General features: G+C 38.5%; 15 protein-coding genes and 3 pseudogenes. 8 read left to right on the top strand and 10 right to left on the bottom strand.

All coding sequences use genetic code 11. The features are described from left to right. Window positions 1-6: 6 nt before the first annotated feature. A pseudogene (locus BTN98_RS15845) lies at window positions 7-1,864 on the bottom strand (MFS transporter). 180 nt (window positions 1,865-2,044) lie between these two features. On the opposite strand from BTN98_RS15845, the gene BTN98_RS15840 reads away from it, so the two are divergent. Then, complete coding sequence (locus BTN98_RS15840) at window positions 2,045-2,803, top strand: TatD family hydrolase (protein ID WP_060998427.1); 759 nt, start codon at window positions 2,045-2,047, stop codon at window positions 2,801-2,803. Between the two features lie 124 nt (window positions 2,804-2,927). Beyond that, on the top strand, window positions 2,928-4,274 hold the full coding sequence (gene hflX / locus BTN98_RS15835; protein ID WP_060998428.1) for a GTPase HflX: 1,347 nt from the start codon (window positions 2,928-2,930) through the stop codon (window positions 4,272-4,274). Between the two features lie 82 nt (window positions 4,275-4,356). On the opposite strand, the gene BTN98_RS15830 is transcribed toward hflX, so the two are convergent. The 5 genes from BTN98_RS15830 to BTN98_RS15810 all read right to left on the bottom strand — a co-directional run bounded on the left by BTN98_RS15830 (window position 4,357) and on the right by BTN98_RS15810 (window position 9,876). Continuing rightward, window positions 4,357-5,346, bottom strand: a complete 990-nt coding sequence (locus tag BTN98_RS15830) for an LBF_2804 family protein (RefSeq protein WP_060998429.1) — start codon at window positions 5,344-5,346, stop codon at window positions 4,357-4,359. Between the two features lie 184 nt (window positions 5,347-5,530). Beyond that, a complete protein-coding gene (locus tag BTN98_RS15825; RefSeq protein WP_060998430.1) occupies window positions 5,531-5,983 on the bottom strand; it encodes a hypothetical protein in 453 nt (150 codons plus the stop codon). Window positions 5,984-6,090: 107 nt separating this feature from the next. Further along, a complete protein-coding gene (locus tag BTN98_RS15820; RefSeq protein ID WP_060998431.1) occupies window positions 6,091-7,002 on the bottom strand; it encodes a DnaJ C-terminal domain-containing protein in 912 nt (303 codons plus the stop codon). A 266-nt stretch (window positions 7,003-7,268) separates the two neighbouring features. Continuing rightward, window positions 7,269-9,176 carry a molecular chaperone DnaK gene (gene dnaK / locus BTN98_RS15815; RefSeq protein ID WP_060998432.1) on the bottom strand — a complete coding sequence of 636 codons (1,908 nt, stop codon included), beginning with the start codon at window positions 9,174-9,176 and terminating at the stop codon, window positions 7,269-7,271. Window positions 9,177-9,432: 256 nt separating this feature from the next. Then, a complete protein-coding gene (locus BTN98_RS15810) occupies window positions 9,433-9,876 on the bottom strand; it encodes an Hsp20 family protein (RefSeq protein WP_060998433.1) in 444 nt (147 codons plus the stop codon). 583 nt (window positions 9,877-10,459) lie between these two features. On the opposite strand from BTN98_RS15810, the pseudogene BTN98_RS20805 reads away from it, so the two are divergent. The 5 genes and pseudogenes from BTN98_RS20805 to BTN98_RS15785 all read left to right on the top strand — a co-directional run. After that, window positions 10,460-11,752, top strand: a pseudogene (locus tag BTN98_RS20805) (DUF294 nucleotidyltransferase-like domain-containing protein); the annotation flags it as partial. A 30-nt stretch (window positions 11,753-11,782) separates the two neighbouring features. Then, the gene (locus tag BTN98_RS15800; protein ID WP_328585763.1) at window positions 11,783-12,346 is read left to right on the top strand and encodes a putative nucleotidyltransferase substrate binding domain-containing protein; all 564 of its coding nucleotides are present in this window, start codon (window positions 11,783-11,785) and stop codon (window positions 12,344-12,346) included. Then, entirely contained in the window at window positions 12,346-13,098 is a 753-nt protein-coding gene (locus BTN98_RS15795) for a 3'-5' exonuclease (protein WP_060998436.1), read from the top strand. The genes BTN98_RS15800 and BTN98_RS15795 overlap by 1 nt, the downstream gene beginning before the upstream one ends. 108 nt (window positions 13,099-13,206) lie before the next feature. Beyond that, window positions 13,207-14,430: an efflux RND transporter periplasmic adaptor subunit gene (locus tag BTN98_RS15790; RefSeq protein ID WP_060998437.1), complete on the top strand. Its 1,224-nt coding sequence runs from the start codon at window positions 13,207-13,209 to the stop codon at window positions 14,428-14,430. A gap of 3 nt (window positions 14,431-14,433) precedes the next feature. Further along, on the top strand, window positions 14,434-17,556 hold the full coding sequence (locus BTN98_RS15785; RefSeq protein WP_060998438.1) for an efflux RND transporter permease subunit: 3,123 nt from the start codon (window positions 14,434-14,436) through the stop codon (window positions 17,554-17,556). A gap of 5 nt (window positions 17,557-17,561) precedes the next feature. Here the strand turns inward: BTN98_RS15785 and BTN98_RS15780 are convergent, their stop codons facing one another. The 3 genes from BTN98_RS15780 to BTN98_RS15770 all read right to left on the bottom strand — a co-directional run bounded on the left by BTN98_RS15780 (window position 17,562) and on the right by BTN98_RS15770 (window position 19,717). Further along, window positions 17,562-18,668 (bottom strand): YadA-like family protein, encoded by a 1,107-nt coding sequence (locus BTN98_RS15780; protein WP_060998439.1) that lies wholly within the window; start codon window positions 18,666-18,668, stop codon window positions 17,562-17,564. 344 nt (window positions 18,669-19,012) lie between these two features. Continuing rightward, window positions 19,013-19,330 carry a hypothetical protein gene (locus BTN98_RS15775; RefSeq protein WP_060998440.1) on the bottom strand — a complete coding sequence of 106 codons (318 nt, stop codon included), beginning with the start codon at window positions 19,328-19,330 and terminating at the stop codon, window positions 19,013-19,015. A gap of 144 nt (window positions 19,331-19,474) precedes the next feature. Further along, window positions 19,475-19,717, bottom strand: a complete 243-nt coding sequence (locus BTN98_RS15770) for a hypothetical protein (protein ID WP_060998441.1) — start codon at window positions 19,715-19,717, stop codon at window positions 19,475-19,477. Between the two features lie 316 nt (window positions 19,718-20,033). Here BTN98_RS15770 and BTN98_RS15765 point away from each other — a divergent pair, with 316 nt between their 5' ends. Continuing rightward, window positions 20,034-20,789, top strand: a complete 756-nt coding sequence (locus tag BTN98_RS15765) for a ZIP family metal transporter (protein WP_060998442.1) — start codon at window positions 20,034-20,036, stop codon at window positions 20,787-20,789. 58 nt (window positions 20,790-20,847) lie between these two features. On the opposite strand, the pseudogene BTN98_RS15760 reads toward BTN98_RS15765, so the two are convergent. After that, window positions 20,848-22,914 (bottom strand): annotated as a pseudogene (locus BTN98_RS15760) (S9 family peptidase). Window positions 22,915-23,055: the final 141 nt, after the last annotated feature.

The following is a 23,055-nucleotide window of genomic DNA, read 5'->3' as shown; positions in this document are numbered from 1 at the left end:
TTATTATTAAGAGGTTATAAGGTTCTGAGTAATACGCTGTAATTTATTTGCGGTAACTTCTTGTGGTGGCACAGGAGTAGATGCAACTACTTCTAATTGTGAACGAAAGCGCTTAATGACTGTTATTATATTTGATTTTCTCTGATAGCTAAAAATAGAACCATATACGCCTTTTAATGCCATCGGTATAACAGGTACGGGAGTTCGTGCAATTATTATCTCAATACCACGTTTAAAGTCATTTAACTCACCTGTGCGGGTGATTTTACCTTCGGGGAAAATACAGACAAGGTGACCATCCAATAGTTCTTTTTCTACTTGATTAAACGCATTACGGTAGACTTCTGGTGATAATTTCTGAGAACAAATAGGGATTGTTTTTGCCCATTTAAAGAAATATTTCGCAAGTGGTAAGTTTGCGATGCCTTTATCCATGACGAAACGTATTGGACGGCGGCTAGCTGCACCGATTAATAGCGCATCGACAAAACTAACATGATTACAAATTAATACGGCAGGGCCTGTTTGAGGAATATTATTTAACCCTGTAGATTTAATACGGTATAGCACTCGTGTGATCATCCATACTACAAATCGTAATACAAACTCTTGAACTTGGCTAAAGACATACAGAGCAACGCCGGCATTAATAATCGCAATAATTAATAATAACGTTGGAATCGAGACATTAAATACCGTTAACATTACAATTGAAAATACGGCACTTAACACCATAAATAGAGCATTAAGTACATTATTACCGGCAATAATTTGGGCTCGGTGAGCAACATCGCTTCGCTGCTGAATTAACGCATGTAGTGGCACGACAAAAATACTGCCGGACATGCTTAATAGCATTAAATCTAACAGCATTCGTATGTTTTTACTTAAAAAATCAGTCATAGCTATTTGATCATGAGTGACAATGTGTTGACTTGCAAAATACAGGTCAATGCCAAAGATACTAATGCCAAGTGCGCCAAGAGGAATAATACCAAGTTCGACTTGATCACCTGATAAGGTTTCACAAACTAATGCACCAAAGGCTATACCCACTGAAAAGATCGTTAATAATAAAGTGACATAGTGTGGATTATCGTTAATGAGTAGTTTAGCGAAATTAGGTAGTTGAGTAAGGTAGGTTGCTCCAACAAACCAAAACCAACTAATGGCTAAGATGGATAAATACACAGTACGGTTTTGTTTTGTGATATGAACCGTATGTATGATTTGCGTAATAGGGTTCCAATTAATCTTTAGCTGAGGATTATTTGCTGTTGCTTTGGGAATGAATAGACTACTGATTAAACCTGTCAAAGAGATTATAACCACAGCTATAGCGGCAACTATTTCTCGATTCTCGTGGCTAAAAATAAATCCTGCGGTTAATGTACCACCTAAAATAGCCACAAATGTTCCCATCTCAACGAGAGCGTTGCCAGCGAGTAATATTTTTGATGATAAATGTTGCGGCATTAAGGCGAATTTTACGGGGCCAAAGAAAGCAGATTGTGCTCCCATAATAAATAATAACATCAATAGTGCAGGCATGGACTGCCAATAAATAGCCATAGCACCTGTAAGCATAATACAAAATTCAATTATCTTTAGGTATCTTATCAATGTGGATTTTTCATATTTATCTGCTAATTGGCCGCCAATAGGAGACAATAAAAAAAGGGATAATAAATAAAGCCGCTGCAATATTAACTAATACATTACTGTCGGTTTGACTATAAACGCTAGAAAATACGACGATTAATAATATAAAATTCTTATATAAATTATCGTTAAATGCGCCTAATGCTTGGGTAACAAAAAAAGGCAGAAAGCGTTGTTGTTTCAATAAAGAAAACTGACTCATGGTTATCCTTATACTTGTTGCATGACTACGATAGTGTCTGAATATAAAATAGCACAGCACTCAATAAAACATTGTACAATTAAGTGTGTCTTTTATTTTAAATACAATTAGAGATTAAACAAAAATAGCAGCCTGAGATTATTTTGCGTATGGTGTTTATTTCGATTGATAGGTGAAAGAATGATCACTGATATTCATTGCCATTTAGAGTCTGTCGCGCCTGAAAGCCTGGCAGCTTTTATTGCTGCCGGTAACAAAATTGGTGCTGTATCGATGACACTTGAGAGTGCACAGCAGTTAATTACGCTAAAACAGCAATATCCTGATGCGATTGCATTATTTTTAGGTGTTCACCCTGAAGTTAGCGCTGATGAAACCATGATAGAAGCGATGATAGCCTTGATCCATCAGCATCATGGTTTGCTCAGTGGTATTGGCGAAATTGGTATACCGTTTTTTTATCTTGATGACAAAACGGTGATCGAAAAGCAGCAGTTAAAACAGCAGGGCGCACAATTAATGGCGCGGTTTGTTGCTCTAGCAGCTGAGTATAATTTACCCGTTAATCTTCATGTGGTGGAAGATGATATTGAGTTAGCACTGCCAATATTGCAGCAATATGGTATTGAAGGGGCGTTATTTCATTGGTACGAAGGCTCAGCAATACAGCTAGCTCAACTACATCAATGCGGGCATTTTATTTCAGCAAGTCCGTGGATTTTTGTTGATGATCATTATTGGCAATTTGTGCAAACCATACCACTATCAATGTTATTAGTTGAATCTGATGCGCCATGTAAATATAACGGTGAAAAAGGTGATCCAAGTATGACGGTGAATGTTGTTGCAGCATTGGCCAAGCACCACCAAATATCGATTGAGCAGTTAACCAACATATTAGCAGCTAACACTTGCCATTATTTGAGAAAGTCGCTGTAAATAGCAATGTAGTTACCTTGATAACTTCAACACCAGTCTATTTTTATATAAAGCGGGCTAATAACAGCGTAGGATGAACCAAATATAAAAAATAGGGTGCACATAGGTGTACGAATAGAAAATTATGCAATTGACAGCAAAAGCCTCACAAAATCGCGCTTTACTTATTTCAATCCAAACCCCGCAATTTAAAGGTGATGAAGCAAAAGCGTCACTGGCTGAATTAGCTCGCCTTGTTACCACGCTTGGTTTTAAAGTTGTTGGTACTCAATCACAAAAACTCAGCTCAACCCAACGCATGAATGTGCTTGGTTCTGGAAAAATGGCGGAAATAGCCCATTTGACGGGCAATCAAGGCATTGTTGACGATTTTGATTTCGACGATGATGACATTGTTGATGAGATGCTTTTTAGCGAACTACCGTCTGAAGATTTACCTTTTGGTAGTGCCGATGTGGTGGTATTTGATTGTGATTTAAGCCCATCACAATTACGTAATGTTGAAAATCAATTAGGTGTCGAGGTATTTGATCGTACTGGTATTATTATTGAAATATTTAGTCGTCATGCGCGTACTCGAACAGCACGATTACAAGTAGAAATTGCTCGCCTTAACTATCTAGCGCCACGCCTGCGTGAATCAACCAGTGGTAATAAAGAGCGTCAAATGGGCAAAGGTGCAGGTGAAACCACACTTGAACTTGATCGCCGTAAAATACGTGATCAATTAGCTGAGTTACGCCGTGAGCTTGCAAGTGTTCAAAATGAACTGAAAGGCCGTCGTGCTCAACGTTCAGAATTGTTCTGTGTCGCGTTAGTGGGTTATACCAATGCGGGTAAGTCATCAATGATGCGCGCCTTAACTGGTAGTGAAGTGTTAGTGGAAAACAAATTGTTTGCAACGCTAGATACTACTGTACGGGCATTACAGCCGATCACTCAGCCACGTATTTTAGTGTCAGATACAGTAGGTTTTATTAAGAAACTTCCCCATGATTTAGTGGCGTCGTTTCACTCAACATTGGCAGAAGCGCATGATGCTTCTTTATTACTCTATGTGGTTGATGCCTCAGATCCTTCTTTCCGTTCGCAACTTGATGTAGTTCATGAAGTGCTACAAGAAGTAGGTGTGGATGATATATCTAAACAATTAGTGTTAAATAAATCTGACCAATTGAGTATCGAGCAACAACACGCATTAATGGCTGAGTTCCCTGATGCGATCATGACATCGACCCGTAATCCAGCCGATATTACTAAACTGCATCAATATATCGTCGGTGTTGCACAAGACGAGATGGTTGAGGATGAAATTGTCGTGCCATATACCGCCAACGGTATTATTGGTGAAATTCGCTCAAGCATGAGTGTGACTAAGGAGGAATATGAATATGAGCATATTACTTTCACTGTTCGCTCTAACCCAATCAACTTAGCCCGTCTTAAAAAACAAATGCAAAACCAAGGCTAATCAATAAACGCCGCAATCAATAATCCAAATAATAGTGATAATAGATTGCGGCGTATTTAATCACAGTGGCGTTGTTTTGCAGTTATGCTAATAACGGATTGATTTTTTGTTGCTCAATAATACCGCATTGAACCAAGAGCTTTTTCTCATTAGCTGTTAACCGTTGACGGAAGTACAGTAATGTCGTCAGTATATCTATAACATCATTATATTCGGCTGGGTTTAACAGGCTTAAACTTTGTAATAGTAGCGTCGGTGACTCAATATCCGTCAGTGTTATTGGTGCCTGCTTATAAATCTCGTCATAAAACATTTCTAAATTGACATCACATTCTTGCTTATAGCTTTGGCGTACGGCGATACTGCGTAATAGGGCGGTACGATAAGTCATCGATATTTGCTTCTGCTGGTGACGCGCTACTTGATTAAGTACATAAATTCGCGCTGAAATCCGCAGTCTTACTTCACGTAGTGCTTTTTGCTGAACCCAAGCATCCCAAAACCCGGTAATTAAGGTTGAAATTAATGGGATATAAACGCGTACGCTGCTGCGAGACATTGATTTTTGTAAGATAGCTTTAATTAAAAAATTACTCAGAATATCTTTACCTGAATAAAGAGCAACTTTGATATAACGAAATTTACTGAGCTCTTTATAGGGTTTAATACCGTGAATATTATCAATCGGTTCAGAGAGCTCCATAACAGCACGGACTAATGATGCTTTCATTTTGTCACAGAAGTGATTTTCAGCACTGGCACGGTTAATAAGTAATGCTGTCGTCATAAAACCAATTTCAAATAGCAACAGTAACTCTAAACCAATAAAGCCAATATTGATAAGTACCAGTTTAATCAGGTTATCCCACGCTAACCAATTCTCACCTAAGAGTTCAAGATAAATTTCAAATGCGACAATAACAAATGTTGTCGTGAAACCAATCAAGAATGATAGCCCCACACAAAGCTGACAGAGTTTTTTATCTGATATACGTGCAAATAGTGGTTGCTTACGGCTAAGGTGTTTTTCAACGCGGCGAATGCCCCATTGTTCAATTTTATGTTCAATCATGGCGGGTAAAAATTGGACTCACAATTTAGTCTAGAAATAACGCAACAGAGTAATTGCTGCGTATTCTAAATCGAGTTTGGCTAAAGGCGTACCAATTTTACTGAATTATTTATAGGTTCACAGTAAAGTGATTTTATTGTCGATAATTAGACGATTGTTGACGTTAATATGAGCGACTATTAACTCATTTTTGTTCTTTATCGCCACCTTTAAAGCCTAAAAATGATAGTTGCTTTTTAGCCGCCGCTGGTGGTGTATAACTATTATCGCCATCATTTTCTTCAACAACGGGATGGGTTGAAATAGGCAGTAATCGAAAGATAGCAAAGCCGCCTTCTTTGCGAACAAATGCAATTTGACGGTTAAGTAGCCTATCTGTCTCACTGGTTGCTGCTAAGGTTTTATCTTTTATTAATGCAAGTGGGGCGATCATGGCTTGGCAGTGATAGATTTTGTAGCTGTAATCAGTAAAGAAGCGGCAAGGCTCATCAAGAGTGAAGGTTTCCCCTGGAAGCAGGTGGCGACTATTTTCTACTGCACGGTTGATATCCATAACATTTGCAGCGAATGCACAAGAGGCGCTAAAGCTGATGCCTGTAATCACTAACAAGCTGGTGGTAATGATTTTTTTCAGCATGGTTGTTCCTACTGTTAATCTAAGTTGAATGCAAAAAGCCAATATCTTGGAATGATAACATTCGTTGATATTGGCTTCATTATTGAATGCGTTTAATTTAGTGTAGGCTAAGCTGCTGCAAACTCATTAAGTAATTCTTTCTGACGCTCACTAAGGTTCAATGGTGTTTCAATCACAAGTTGAACAATTAAATCACCGGTATTGCCTTTACGATCAGTAACCCCTTTGCCTTTAAGGCGGAATTTACGACCATTTTGAGTACCTTCTGGTATTTTCAAACTAATAGCACCGCCTAAGGTATTCACTTCCACTTTACCGCCTAATGCTGCGGTAACAAAATCAGTAGTTGCTTTACAGAGTAGGTTATTGCCTTCACGCGTATAACGAGGGTGAGGGAGGATATTCATTTGAATATAAACATCACCTTGACTACCGCCGTTAATTCCGGGATGACCTTTACCGGTTAAGCGAATGCGACCGCCATCTTCGATACCAGCTGGAATTTTAATATTAAGTTTTTTATTGGTTTGGGTGCTGCCTTCAAACACAGGTAAATCAATAACTCGTGATGCGCCACTGATAGCATCTTCAAGGTCGATTTCCATGGTGTATTGAAGATCTTCACCTTTTTGAGGACGAGTAGAATGACGACCACCGAAACCGCCTCGACCACCACGCGCATTAGAGAACATGTCACCAAAAGCACCGCCAAACATGTCTTCAAAATCGCTGTAGCCACCTTGCTGACCAAAACCGTGATGGCCGCCGCGTTGACCACCACCCATGCCTGGATTTTCAAACGCATTATGACCAAATTGATCGTAAGCGGTGCGTTTTTCTTTATCCATTAAAATCTCATAGGCTGCCTTTACTTCTTTGAATTTATCAGCAGCGGTTGGATCATCAGGGTTTTTATCTGGGTGGAATTTCATTGCTAGCTTTTTATAAGCTTTCTTAATTTCTTTCTCAGAAGCAGTTTTGGCGACACCAAGAACTTCATAAAAATCGCGTTTTGACATTGGTAACACCTCTTATCCCTATCGGGACAACTATCTGGAACATTCTAAATCATCTAATTAAGTCTATAATAACCAAAAACAGCATCACACTTAAATGGTTAATGATTTAAACAGGCACAGATAGTTAGCCTAATGGGATTCTCTCTTAATGTAATCGTCGAAAAGGGCGAGAGATTAAGATCTCTTCGCCCATTGTTATTGTGAAGTTTTTACTATGTGCTGTTGATTACGGCATAGCCAATTATCGATACAGTAACAATAGTGTTTTACTTCATTTCTTCAAACTCAGCATCGACAACGTCATCATCTTTCGCTGTTTGTTGTTGGTTAGCGTCAGATTGTCCTTGAGGATTTGCTTGGGTTTGAGCCTGAGCATGTTCCATTAATTTTTGTGCCGCAGCCATTAACGCTTGAGTTTGAGTATCTATCGCGGCTTTATCATCGCCAGATTTTACCGCTTCAAGTGCTGTGATAGCTGCTTCAATGTTCGTTTTTTCTGTTTCAGGGAAACTATCACCTGCTTCAGCTATTTGCTTACGGGTACTGTGAATTAATTGGTCAGCTTGGTTACGGGCTGTCACTAACTCTTCAAACTGTTTGTCTGCGTCTTTGTTAGCTTCTGCTTCTTGAACCATCTTTTCAATTTCAGCGTCCGTCAAACCACCTGAAGCTTGAATAGTGATTTTTTGTGCTTTACCTGTCGCTTTATCTGTGGCTGATACATTCAAAATACCATCCGCATCTAAGTCAAATGTCACATCAATTTGTGGCATACCACGTGGTGCAGCTTGAATACCTTCAAGGTTAAACTGACCTAATGACTTATTATGTACCGCTTGTTTACGCTCACCTTGAAGAACATGGATCGTTACTGCATTTTGGTTATCTTCAGCAGTAGAGAACACTTGATTCGCTTTGGTTGGAATAGTTGTGTTCTTATCAATCAAGGTTGTCATCACGCCACCCATGGTTTCAATACCAAATGATAGCGGTGTTACATCAAGTAATAATACATCTTTAACATCACCAGCTAAGACACCACCTTGAATAGCTGCACCCATAGCAACAGCTTCATCTGGATTAACGTCTTTACGTGGCACTTTGCCAAAGAAGTCAGTCACTACTTTTTGTACCATAGGCATACGTGTTTGACCACCAACCAAGATAACATCAGTAATGTCACTTATGTTCAAGTTAGCATCTTTTAAAGCTAATTTTACAGGCTCTAGTGTGCCTTGTACTAGGTCTTCAACCAGTGATTCCAATTTTGCACGTGTGATCTTAACATTCAAGTGTTTAGGACCTGTTGCATCCGCTGTGACGTAAGGTAAATTGACATCAGTTTGTTGTGCTGACGATAATTCAATCTTCGCTTTTTCTGCGGCTTCTTTTACACGTTGCATGGCAAGCGGATCATGTTTAAGGTCGATACCTTGATCTTTCTTAAATTCGCTCACAAGGTAGTTAATTAGGCGCGTATCAAAGTCCTCACCACCAAGATGGGTATCGCCATTGGTTGCTAATACTTCAAAGGTTTGCTCGCCATCAACGTTATCAATTTCAATAATAGAAATATCAAACGTACCACCACCTAAATCATAAACCGCAATTACGCTGTCACCGGCTTTTTTATCAAGACCATAAGCCAATGCAGCAGCTGTTGGTTCGTTGATAATACGCTTAACATCGAGACCTGCAATACGACCCGCATCTTTTGTTGCTTGACGTTGAGCATCATTAAAGTAAGCAGGAACAGTAATAACCGCACCAGTGACTTTTTCACCTAAGTATTCTTCTGCTGTTTTTTTCATTTTCTTTAATATTTCAGCAGAAACTTGTGGTGCTGCCATTTTTTGGCCTTTCGCTTCAACCCATGCGTCGCCATTATCTGCTTTGACAATTTTGTAAGGCATAATATCAAGATCGCGTTGGATCTCGTCATCTTCAAAACGACGACCAATTAAACGTTTAATTGCAAACAACGTATTCTCAGGGTTAGTAACTGCCTGACGTTTTGCTGGTTGTCCTACTAAGGTTTCACCATCAGTGTAGGCAATAATTGATGCTGTGGTACGCTCACCTTCCGCATTTTCAATAACACGTGCTGTATCACCGTCTAAAACAGCAACACAAGAGTTAGTTGTACCTAAGTCAATACCGATAATCTTACTCATATTTAATATCCTTTGCGTGCCAGATTGATTAGTTTTTCTTATTCGAATAGCGGGTTATTAATCTGCTATTAAGATCCATGAAAATCGTTCATGTGATTCTTTGGAATAGTAAGAATCAATCTAACTAAATTTTTTGAATAACCCATAATAGGGTTGGAATACTGACGGAGCTATTAGGTCATTGCCAAATAGTGGCGATATTGATGAGGCTAATAGCTCAACGTTATTACTAGAGGAGCACTGATAATGGCGAGCTTTACTCAGCCGTTGGTGCTACTGATGCTGATTGTCCAATCGTGATTTTACGTGGTTGCATCGCTTCTGGTACCTCACGGAAAAGATCAATATGTAGCAGACCATTTTCAAGATTAGCACCAACAACGCTTACGTAATCAGCAAGTTGGAATTTACGTTCAAAGTTACGCTCAGCAATACCCTGGTAAATAAAGTTCTTGTCTTCTTCTGGTGCACGAGTACCAGTTACAACAAGCATATTCTCATTTTGAGTAAGATCTAAACGCTCTTCAGAGAAACCTGCAACGGCCATAGTGATACGGTAGTTGTTCTCATCTGTTTGTTCGATATTGTACGGAGGGTATCCCGTTGCTTGGGTTTTAGTATTGCTTGCTTCAACAAGATTAAACAAGCGATCAAAGCCAATAGCATGACGGTATAGGGGAGTGAAATCTACATTACGCATAAAAACTATCCTCAATAATAAGCAATAGTCTTAGTTGTTTGTTAAGTATGTCGTTAGCGACAAGGTGACTTAACAGCAAACTAAGTGAATCAGTCCGTAATAGGATCTTGATTCGATATATAAAGTGCTAATAAGGCATTCCCTAATAAGGCGAATCTTAATAGCGGTTTGAACTCCATTTGGCAGTTCGTGTAATTAATATATGCTTCCGGTAGTGACTCGTCAACACTTTTTGATTAGATTTTCTAATGTTTTTTAGCGGTTTTTTCTAACATTTTGATTTTTTTAAAAATATTCGCGCTAAAATATTGCATTGCGTTTTATTAAATAGGTGTCTTGGTTGATGATCTATCAGCATTTTAGCGTATTCTCATCTTTGTTTAGTAATAGATGAGGCAAAAAATGCCTTTTCAAGCGTTATAAGTAGAGAAACTTTACAGGTGAGTATCGCAATATTATTTATGTGGTGTTTATTACAGTAATCATACGCTAAGCATGGTAAAAAATAATAATATCTATATTATCAAATGGTTAAGAATGCTTATTTAAATGCTATGATGCAGTAATACGAGTGACTATTGATATGTCTGAAACCTTGATTCCTAATATTGTTGAGTTTATGGCGGCGGTTGACCCATTTGATAAGCTCGATCGAAAAACATTGCGTGATATCGCTGGAATGATCACTATTCGCTATTTGGGTAAGGGAGAGGTGATTGACTTACAAGAAAGTGATCATCTGTATTTATTGCGAACAGGGGCTGTTGAACAGCGTAACCTTGATGGTAGCTTACGAGCTAAATTAGCCGCAGAAGACTTTTTTGGCTTTTCTCGATTAACTCAGCAAGAGACGAATATCGCTAGTGATCCTTATACCATTACCGTTATTGAAGATGCGCTAATTTATTGTTTGTCTATTAACACATTGCTAGCCAAATTAAATGATCAGCCGAATGCTTTAGCTCATTTTGCATCACATGCGCAAAGTCGACTTCAGAGTGGATTAAATGTTGTATGGTCACAACATGAAAAAGGGTTATTTTTTAAACCGATTATTGAGGTACTTAATCCCCAAATCGTGTTAGTTGAAAGTACCCAAACCATTCAAACTGTCGCCACGGCGATGCGGGTAAATGCCAATTCTTCGTGTGCTTTTATTATGCATAATAATGACTTTATTGGCTTAATTACCGACAAAGATATGACTAAGCGGGTGGTGGCTGACGGTATACCTATTACAGAGCAAATCACAACAGTGATGACGGAGATGCCTTATACCGTTAACCGTGATGATTTGGTGATCAAAGCTGCTGCATTGATGATGCAACATGGCATCAAAAACATTCCAGTGGTTGATAACGGCTTGCCAATTGGGCTCATTACACCCTCAGATTTAGTTCAAAATCATCGTATTCAAGCGATCTTTTTGATCGATAAAATTAATAAGATTGAACGGTTAGAGCAGCTGGCGGCATTTACAATTGAGCGACAAGCTATTTTTGAAGCTTTAGTTGAAGCAAAAGTTGCTATTAACGTGATTGGTCAAGTGATGGCTATGATTATGGATGCTTACAATCGTCGTTTAGTGATGATGGCTGAAGCCTATTTAGGCACACCTCCTTGTGATTATTGCTGGATAGTGGCGGGCTCTCATGCACGAAATGAAGTACATATGCTGTCTGATCAAGATCATGGCTTAATTTTAGCGAATAACGCGACCGAGGCTGATAAGGTATATTTTCATCATTTAGCCATGTATGTAAGTAAAGGGATGGCGTTGTGTGGTTACTAGTTATGCAGTGGGCGTTTTATGGCCGTTACTCACAAGTGGTGTCAGCCATTAGCGGTGTGGCAAGCGTATTATCAAAAGTGGGCAGTAAATCCTGAATATGATTTATTGCTTGAAATGAGTGTTTTTCTTGATTGCCGCTATATTGCAGGAAACCCTCAGTTAGCGAATGAGTTGCAAACATGTATGTGTCAGCAATTAGCTAACAATGTACGGCTCATATCTGCACTCGCTCGTAATGCATTAGTACAAAAGCCACCACTGAGTATTTTTAGAAATTGGGTGTTAGTTAAAGAGGGCGAAAATGCCAATACTCTTGATATAAAAACAGCTGCCTTGAGTATTATTGTTAATCTAATACGGGTGCAATATTTGCAATTAGTGTCACGATTATTCAGTAATAATGGTAGCGTGATCTATAAAACGAACACCGAAGAACGATTACAATTATTGTTAACGCATAAGGTAATTAATGAAGTCACGTTTAAAGATTTATTAGGCGCGTTTCAATTTATCACTCAGATCCGTTATAGCCATCAACTTCAAGCATTACAGCAAGGTAAAATACCGAATAACCATATTAATCCAAATGCTTTTAATAGTTTTGAACGTACACATTTACGCGAAACGTTTAAGTTGATCAGCCGTTATCAAGAAATAATCAGGATGAAGTATTGCTAGTGGAGACGATTAAGAAAGGACTCTTTAAGTGGTATCGCCATCAATGGTGGCAACGCTTATTTGGTGATCATCTACGTGATTTACATCAGCGTAGAATAACGTTATTGCAACAATATCCTGATTTACCGCAACCAATTAAAGCGTTATTTAGTGCGCCGTTACCACCGCCATCAATCTTGATTAATCAGTGGCCATTGTTGGCGCTTGATTTTGAAACAACGGGCTTTGATCCTCTGCAAGATCAGATCTTATCGGTGGGCTATGTGGTTATGACAGCTAATACCATTGATATGAGCACATGTGTCAGTGAATTTGTTAACTCTGATGCGATCATTAAACCTAATAGCGCGGTTATTAACCATATTGATCATGCGATGCTATTGCAAGGCTTAACCTTAGATGAGGTTATGACACGAATGTTGGTTGCTTTAACGGGCAAAATTGGTGTCGCTCATGGTTGCTTTATGGAGCAAGGTTTTATAAGTGCTTATTTACAACATAAATATCACCTCAATGATTGTCCGTTATTGTGGCTAGATACGCTGCCATTGTATCAATCTTTATACAGTAACCAAATATCACATCAGGATGCACGTTTAGGCTCTGCTCGTCAGCGTGTAGGTTTACCTGAATATCAGGCCCATCATGCATTATTTGACGCTGTGGCCTGTGGAGAACTTTTAATGGTACTCTTTCATAAAATTTACGGTAATAACGTGCCGAATTTAATCCAATTATTAAAGCGATACTAAAGCTAATATCTGTTAATTATATATATAAACATCACACTCTGCGCATATGTTCTACACTGAAATTAAAGCGAAATTTCGTTTTGGTTTGCTAGTAAGGGATTAGATAGCATGAATGTTTTTATCCGGCGTTATTTACCGGTGATGATTTTATTGTTATTTGTGGCATTGTCGGTCGGGCTATTTTTAAATCGTTCCCAGCCTCAGCAGAAAGTCGCTGAGGTGATCATGCCTGTGCTTGAAGTGGTGGCAATTAAAAAACAGCAGTATCCGTTTGATATTAATTCTTATGGTATGGTGCAGCCTAAGCATCAGGCAGAAATTGTCGTACAAGTTAGCGGCATTGTTGATCGTGTAGCACCGTTATTTGCGGTGGGTCAATTTGTTCGAAAAGGTGATATTTTAGCGTATTTAGATGACGATGATTATCACGCTGATCTTGCTCAAGCACAGGCAACATTAGCACAAGCGAAAGCATTATTAGAGCAAGAAATTGCGCGTGGGATTGTAGCAAAGAAAAGTTTACGGAATATTGCGACAGCTAAGCAATCAGCATTAGGGTTACGCATTCCACAACGGCAACAGCAACAAGCAAATGTTAAATTTGCACAAGCAGCGTTAGCTCGTGCTCAACGTAATGTTATGCGTACAATAATTACCGCGCCCTTTGATGGTTTAATTACCGAAAAGCATATTAATGTTGGTAGCCACGTCAATATTGGTGAACAGCTAGGTATGATATATGGCACCGATATGGCACGGATTCGGCTGCCAGTTACACCACAAGCTTTTTCCTTTATTGATTCAAATCCACTTAATACTAGTGTTACTCTCTCCAGTCAACCTCATGCTCAAGCAATGCAACAGTGGAGCGCTCGCTTTATCGGCACAGAAGAGGTTATCGATCCACAAACTCGAATGATTTACCTCCTTGTTGATGTTACTGATCCTTACCAATTGACTTTGCCAAATCAACAACGCACTGAGGTGTTAAATTTTGGCACCTTTGTGACCGCAAAAATTGCAGCAAAACCTATTGCTAATGCGGTGCGATTACAGCGACATATGATCAGGAATGAACATGTGGTGTTAGTTGGTGCTAATGGACGAACCCAAGTGCGAAAAGTTGAAATTGCACGAACAGATCTTGAGCATGCTTATATAAGTGCCGGATTAGATGAAGGGGAATTAGTGTCAATAACTTGGCCTGATAATCATCTTGAAGGGACAACTGTCAAAACAGTATTAAATAAGCCGCTATTGAGATCGACTGATTTGAAACAGCAACCTGCACTTACGGTTATTCATTCTAAGGTTGCAGATAACGGGGAGTAGGGAATGGAATCATCGGGGATCATTGCTTGGTTTACGCGTAACCATGTCGCTGCTAATTTATTAATGTTACTGATCATTATTGGTGGTTTATTTTCAGTCAAACTGATTAATAAAGAAATATTTCCTGCCTTTGGTACCAATAAAATAACTATATCTAGCCAATATACCGGGGCTGCTGCCGCTAATATCGAGCAAGGGATCATCATTAAAATAGAGCAAGCGGTTGATGATATAGCCAATATTAAACGGGTTACTGCGATTGCAAACCAAGGCACAGGGGTTGTAACACTGGAGCTCGATAATGACGCCGATGTTGATAAGGTATTAGATCAAGTAAAACAGCGTGTTGATGCTATAACGACGTTTCCTGCGCAAATGGAACCGCCGTTGATTCAACGCGCTGAGTTCATGAGCAACGTAATGTTTTTATCATTATATGGTGACTTAAGTGATCGACAATTAAAACGTTATGCGCAAATAGTTAAAGAAGAAATAATTCAGCAAACCAGCGCCACATCAGTCAATGTTACTGGGGTAAAAAATGATGAAATCGCCATTGAAATATCTGCTCAGCAGTTACGTAATTATAACTTAACCATTGAACAGGTTGCGCAGGCGTTACAGCAACACTCACTGGATTTACCCGCAGGAACGATAAAAGCACAAGATGGCGATGTATTAGTACGTACCACCGAACAGCTTTATCATGGTGATCAATTTGCTAATATCGTATTGCGTACTAATGCTGATGGCAGTCAATTACGGTTATTGGATATTGCAAAAGTTACCGATGGTTTTGTTGAGAAAGCAGTATTAAATCGTTTTAATAAACAACGTGCTGCTGTTATACAAATCCGCAATCTTCCGAACCAAGACGCCACTCAAATATCGCAACAAATTAGTGATTATGTTACCAATAAGAAAGCGCAATTGCCGCCAGGTGTATATATAGATACATGGGCCGATATGTCACATTACTTAGAAGGGCGGCTCAATATGATGCTGTCTAATATGTTGTATGGTGGGTTATTGGTATTTATTATTCTGGCGTTATTTTTAGAAATGAGATTAGCGTTCTGGGTATTATTAGGATTACCATTTTGTTTTTTAGGTACGCTACTCTTTATGCCACTAGAGAGTATTAATATATCAATTAACTTATTGTCGTTATTTGGTTTTATTTTAGTACTGGGTATTGTGGTTGATGATGCAATTGTGGTTGGAGAAAGCGTTTATTCTGAAGTTGAGCAGCATGGGCAAACCATAAACAATGTTATTAAAGGTGCTCAACGAGTGGCGATCCCCGCGACCTTTGGTGTTTTAACTACTATGGCGGCCTTTGTGCCGATGCTGTTGTCGGATAATCCACGCACCGAATTTTTTAAAGCTATTGGGTGGGTGGTTATTCTATGTTTAACCTTTTCATTGATTGAGTCGAAACTGATTTTACCTGCGCATTTAGCCCGTTCTAGATTAGCTCAACCACCGCGGCAGAATAATCCACTACTGCGTATAAAATTACGATTTAATCAGGCGGTAAATCGGTTTATTGATGTTCATTATCGACGTTTTATTATGGCTACTATCGCACATCGGTATAGTGTATTAGCGACTTTTGTTGGTGTGTTGTGTTTAGCATTGGCGTTAGTGTTTAGTGGTCAATTACGGTGGGTGTTTTTTCCTAAATTGCCGTCTGATTATATTCAAGTGCTAGTGGAAATGAATGACTCCAACTCAACAACAAATAATATTAAGGTTATTAATCAATTAGAACAGGCTCTTTATAAAACAGATGAAGAAATTTATCAGCAACAAGGCATTCATGTTATCAAACACAGTTTCGTTAATATGCAAGACAGTAACGACATGTTTGTGCTGGTTGAATTAGAAAAAAGTGAAAGCTTACCGATAACGAGTTTTGATATTTTACAACAATGGAAAGGCAATATTCCGCCTTTGGTTGGCGTAAAAAAAATCACCTATAAAGCCTCAATAGACCGTCAGAAAAGTGATATTCAATACCGATTACAAGGGAATAATAATCAGCAACTTATACAAGCTGCAACGCAATTAAAACAGCAGTTAGCGCGTTATCAAGGGGTGTTTAATATTGAAGATGATTTATCAGCTCCGACACAAGAGATAAATATTACGCTAACTCCGATTGGGAAATTATTAGGATTATCGGTAGCAAGTCTTACTCATCAAGTACAACACGCTTTTCAAGGAATTGAAGTTCAGCGGATTTTACGCAATAACGAAGAAGTAAAAGTCATTGTCCGTTATCCCTTTAGTGAACGGCGCAGTATTGGGGATCTTCAAAATATGCAAGTCACTCTAGCGGATGGCAGTTTGGTACCTTTTTCGGAAGTAGCAACGTTAACTGTCATTCCGGCGCTGAACAGTATTAATCGAGTAGATAAACGCCGTACGTTGGTGGTAAGTGCTAATATACACAAAGATAAAGTCTCTCCCTCAGAAATATATACCAATATTAATAAAAACTATTTACCGCAATTACGCCAACAATATTCAGCGATCACGATTCAATTGGATGGACAAGCAAAGGAAGAGCAACAAACCAAAGGTAGCTTAATTCGAGATGCGGTATTGGCACTATTTGCTATTTTTGCTCTGATGGCTATTCCACTACGATCATATAGCCAGCCATTGATTGTTATGTCAGTGATCCCATTTGGTATTATTGGTGCGATTGCTGGGCATTATTTTGCAGATATTTCACTTAATTTATTGAGTGTGTTTGGAATCTTGGCGTTGTCTGGGGTGGTGGTAAATGATTCTTTAGTGCTGGTGGTGTTTATTAATCGCGCCTTAACACAGGGAATGCCATTGTATAATGCTGTTACCGAAGCTGGATGTCGACGTTTTCGAGCGATTGTATTAACGTCGCTAACAACTTTTTTTGGATTAGCTCCAATATTATTAGAAACCAGTTTGCAGGCACAAATTGTTATTCCAATGGCAACCTCGCTTGCGTTTGGCATTTTATTCGCAACCGTTGTCACTCTAGTATTAGTGCCTGCTTTATATTTAATTTTGAATGATATTAAACGAGGCTATCGGCGCTTATTTAATGTCTGGTGGCAGCCATCGCTTGATGAATAGCGTTGTTAAAAACCGAAACCAAAACCAGCCGCAATACCGGCATTGTGTTGGCTATCATCAGAAGCAGCTAAAGTAATAATGCTATGTTGGCCAATATCAAACTTTCCTCCAATCGCCATTGCTGATTGGTTGCCATAGTTTGCTGCACCCATACCTATCGTGTAATGGTAACCTTGTCGCATTGGAATCGAGCTCATAGCCATCGCACTTGCAATACCGGCATTGGCTTGGTTATGTACTTTTTCAATACGATGAGTCAGCAGATTTACTTTTTGATCTGTGTACTGATTTGCCGCTGATAACGTTGTAACAGATTGTTGATCGGTATATATCTTGGCATTGTTTAAGGTTGTGATGTTTTGTTGTGCAACATAGTGTTTCGTTTCCGTAACCGCAATTTGTTGTTGTTTATCCAGATAATGTTTAGCTTCTATGATAGCGTTATTTTTTTGTTGCTGAATATAAATATGGTTTTGAGTAATTTGTTGGTGTAATTGACCCATATTAACGGCATCAGTATTAGCTTTACCATTTGCAACATGCTCTAAACGACGCTGAACCTTGGCATTACCAAAAGAAACTTGGCCATCGTTTGATTGTGAGTTATTACCAATAGCAATCGAGTTTTTACCTGTTGCTTGAGTATGATCACCCAAAGCAATGGTAGTTGCATTTGCTGTCGCAGCACGTCCGATCGCAATAGCATTATCACCCTTCGTTATAGAGCTATCTCCCATAGCAATGGCATTAGATCCTGTTGCCTTGGACTCTGCTCCTATCGCAATAGAACGGTAACTATTTGCAGTTGCGCCAGATCCAAATGCAGACGCGGCATGACCATAAGTTTTAGCACGAGAGCCTATTGCAGTACTTTGGACACCTGTTGCCGATGCGCCAGCACCAAAAACAGCTGCGCTATCACTATTTGCAGCAGTATTAGTACCAATTGCAATTGCTGAATCTTTGCCTGAATCTGTTTTTGCTTGATAGCCAAGAGTAATGTTATGAGACAAAAGGTTTGATGGGCTATGAGCATTGATAGGTGATGCGTAGGTTATTGTTGATGTTGATAACATTGCAAGTACAGCACATGTTTTTTGATAGCTATTCATGATTAGCTCCATATGAAATAAGTAGTAATACTATTTCTTTCATATGAAAAAGTTAGAGCTATAAATAGAATTATATTTACCATTTTTCAAGTAAATATAACTATTATCAATAAGACGTCAATAATATAGAAAATAAGTATGTAAATATATTATTGATATCAATGAAAGCTTAAAATGATTGTTTTTTGACCTTGATATAATGTTTTTATTGATGTGATAAAAAATATGGGGTTGTTATTTATATAAACTAGAGCTAAAGCTCTAAATTTCATGATTGACACTACTAATTGTAGTATAACTAAATAGTCATATTGCCTATCGGTAGGGTTGTTTAGTGTTTGTTTCTATTGTTTTTTCTTTGGTTTGTTTTTGTCGGATAAACAGGCGCTATAATCATTAAAGCCTTTTTTTTGACATTCAATAACCTTTTGTTTCATTTGTTCTAATTGTTGTCGATCACGTACCGAGTAAATATTTCCATTGAGACAAGATATCGAAATAACGCCATTCGGTTCAAATTGATAGCCCTCAACTTCACTCCCACAAGGATTAAATCCTAAGCCAGCATTGACACTTACTTTTGTTGGAATGGTTCGTACACTTTCTGTTACGCACCCAACTAATAGCAGTGAAAATAAGCATGTAATGATAAATTGTTTCATAGAATAAACAGTTTTAGAGTGAGAATTAAGTAGCTCTATTATAAATGAAACAAAAACAGATTTCTTGTTGGTAAATAAATCATTAGGAAATTAAAAACATGCGGATATCTGTATCCACATGTTTATTTTACATCTGTGGGGGGATTATTCTTCATCACCATTGATAATAGTAACTGGGCCATAATAGTGATGGTGATGATGGGTTGTATGATGATGGTGATGAGTTTCTTTATGCGCAGCACCGACACCACCGTGAATATGGTGCCCATGTGATGGCTCATGATCGCGGTATTGTTGATGATCTTTATCATGTTTATGTTTGGCATCGTCAGAGTAATGGCGTTCCATTGTCTCATGTGTTGATTCTTTTGTTTTTTGAGTAGCCATATTAAAGCCTCTATTTTTCTATGAAATATCGAGATTCACTAAGCGTAGTTTATTTTAAAAAATAAGTGCGATTATCGTGTCTTTTTTTATATCAAAAAATAAAACAGTGGGCGAGGTTGATATTAACAAATTGATTTTAATTGTTTATTTTGTGTTTTATATTTTTTGAAATATTGTGGTGATTATCATTTATCGCGTAAAGTGAGTCGATAAATAATATTATTGCAATATGGAATTAATGTTTTACATTCAAATCGTTCGCAGAGTAAGAGCGTAAGTGCTATAAAGTTGGCTGTTTAACGATGCGGAATACACCATGAATCTCGACGAATTTAAAATATTATCAGTAGTACTTATTTTTGTGACTACTGTTCTTGCTGGTTTGTATCCGTTTTTACGTAAATTTAAAACGACACGACCTTTAGAATCTCCTGCAGCAGAAGCATTAGCCTCGGGCGTTTTTCTTGGTGCCGGTTTAATTCATATGTTAGGTGATGCCTCAACATCATTTTTAGCTCATGGTATCGAGTATCCCATTGCTTTCGTATTAGCTGGTTGTGTATTTTTACTTCTATTATGGTTTGAACATTTAGGTCGCCGCTTAGATGAACATGGTGACAGTAATAGTCCCGCATTTGCTATTTTAGCGATGATTATTTTATCTATTCATTCGTTATTAGCCGGTACAGTACTAGGATTAAGCGGTTCTATTACTATGATGGTGATGATTCTAATCGCCATATTAGCGCATAAATGGGCAGCAAGTTTCTCATTAGCCGTCCAATTAAGTAAAAGTCGTTTATCATTGCGCCAGTCTTTATTAATGTTTGGGTTATTTACTTTAATGTTACCGCTAGGGGTAGCGTTAGGGTCTGGTATTTTAGAATACACTAGCAGTTACCCATTATTAGAGCCGATTTTTTATTCATTAGCAGCGGGCACATTTTTGTATCTCGGCACATTACACGGCTTAAAACAATCGACGATGGTTGATAAATGCTGTGATTTAAAAAACTTCACTTTCGTTGTGGTTGGCTTTCTATTAATGGCTGTAGTGGCTATTTGGACTTAAAATAATAATGGCGACTGAGTAAGTCGCCATTGGTTAACTTATTTGTATGTAGTTAGCGTTATTTCTGTTCAGCTAACAAGTCAATAAAGAACGCATATTCTAAAGCATCTTCATGGAGTGCTTTAAAGCGACCAGATGCGCCGCCGTGGCCTGCTTCCATATCAACTTTAAACAACAAACGATTATCGTTTGTCTTAACATCACGCAGCTTAGCAACCCATTTCATAGGCTCAAAATACTGCACTTGTGAGTCATGTAATCCTGTAGTCACCAATAGGTGAGGGTAGTTATGAGCAGTAATATTATCGTAGGGTGAATAGCTCAACATGTAGTCGTAGTATTCTTTATGGTTTGGATTACCCCACTCATCATATTCGTTAGTTGTTAATGGAATAGATTCATCAAGCATCGTTGTAACAATATCAACAAATGGTACGTGAGCTGCAACACCACAGTATAGCTCAGGTGCTTGGTTGATAATCGCGCCCATTAATAAACCGCCTGCAGAACCACCAACAGCAAAGATCTTATCTTTCGCGCCATAACCTTGTTCGACTTATGAACGTGTCACATCAATAAAGTCATTAAAGGTGTTTTGCTTGGTGAGTTTTTTACCGTCGTCATACCATGGACGCCCCAACATTTCAGAGCCACGAATATGAGCAATCGCATACACAAAACCGCGATCTAATAAGCTTAAACGGGTTGATGAAAAGCTAGGATCGATAATGGCACCGTATGATCCATAACCATATTGGTACAACGGGTTAGTGCCATCTTTTTTAAAGCAATCTTTACGATAAACTAATGATACAGGAACAGATTTATCATCACGAGCAGGCACCATTATGCGTTCAGAGCGGTAATTGCTCGCGTTAAAATCGCCTAAAACTTGTGCTTGTTTTAATACTACTTTACTGCCATCACTAAGATTAAAATCATAGTGAGTACCAGGGGTGGTCATGCTTGAGTAATACAGACGTAATTTGTCAGTATCGATCTCTTTATTACCGTAAAGGTAAAGCGTGAATGCCTCATCATTGAACTGTAATTGTTGCTGTTGTTGAGTGTGAAGATCACGCACAGTTACGCGTGTTAAGCCATTTTCACGCTGCTGATAGACTAGATAATCATTAAAGATCTCATAATCTTCCAGCATGGCTCCTTCTTGAGCAGGGATCACATCTTGCCAATGATTTTTATTACCAATATCGGTCGTTGCGACTTTCATTAAACGAAAGTTAACTGCTTTATAGTTGGTTAAAATATAGAACCAGTTATCAAGTTTAGAAATACTGTATTCCAAACCTACTTCACGATCTAAGAACGAGATTGCTTGCGCATTGGCATCGTTAGCATCAATAACAGAGACGGCACTGGTTTCGGTGCTTGAATGCCAAATATAGATAAGTGAGTTATCTTTACTTTTACCGATTGAAGTATAAAAAGTTGGATCGGTTTCTTCAAAAATGAGCTGATCGTCTGCTTGTGGTGTACCTAAGCGGTGACGATAAACTTGATAGCCTAATAAGGTTTGAGGGTCTTTATGGATATAGTAAAACGCTAGGTTGTCATTTTTCCAAGCGACAGAGCCACTGGTGCCGGTGATCTCATCAGCAAGATATTGACCTGTTGTAAGATCTTTAATCTTAATCGTGTATATACGACGGCTGACAGTATCTTCTCCATAAGCCAATAAATTTTCATTAAGGCTAATGCTTAAACTTGAGACATCATAGTAATCATGCTCAGATGCAAGTTGATTAAGATCGAGTAATACTTGCTTATTGATGCCTGCAAAATCAGTTGCACGAACAGAAATAGGGTACTCGTTATCACCTGATACTTCGCTTGAATAATAATAACTGCCTTGCTTTACAGGAACCGTATTATCATCTTTAACAATACGTTCTTTTAATTCATCAAATAATATTTTTTGTAGCCCTTTGGTGTGCGCCATCACTGCGTCGGTATAGCTATTTTCAGCATTAAGATGCGCGATGATCTCAGGATCAGTTCGGCTGTCATCTCTCATCCAATAATAATCATCAATGCGGGTATCGTTATGAATGCTCATCTCATGAGGGATCTTTTTAGCAATCGGTGCAATAACGGCTCGATTGATGTTGTCATCATGAGATGTCGCTGATGTTGTGTCGTTCACAGTGTTGTCCTTTTGTGGCAACTGAATGTAATAAATCCACTCAGTAAGGCCAATAGATACAGCAATATTATTTGCTTTGATGATAATAATCTTGGGGCGAAT

Source organism: Photobacterium aquimaris (genome assembly GCF_002954455.1).
Lineage (GTDB): Bacteria > Pseudomonadota > Gammaproteobacteria > Enterobacterales > Vibrionaceae > Photobacterium > Photobacterium aquimaris.
This window is presented reverse-complemented; position numbering and strand designations above follow the sequence as displayed.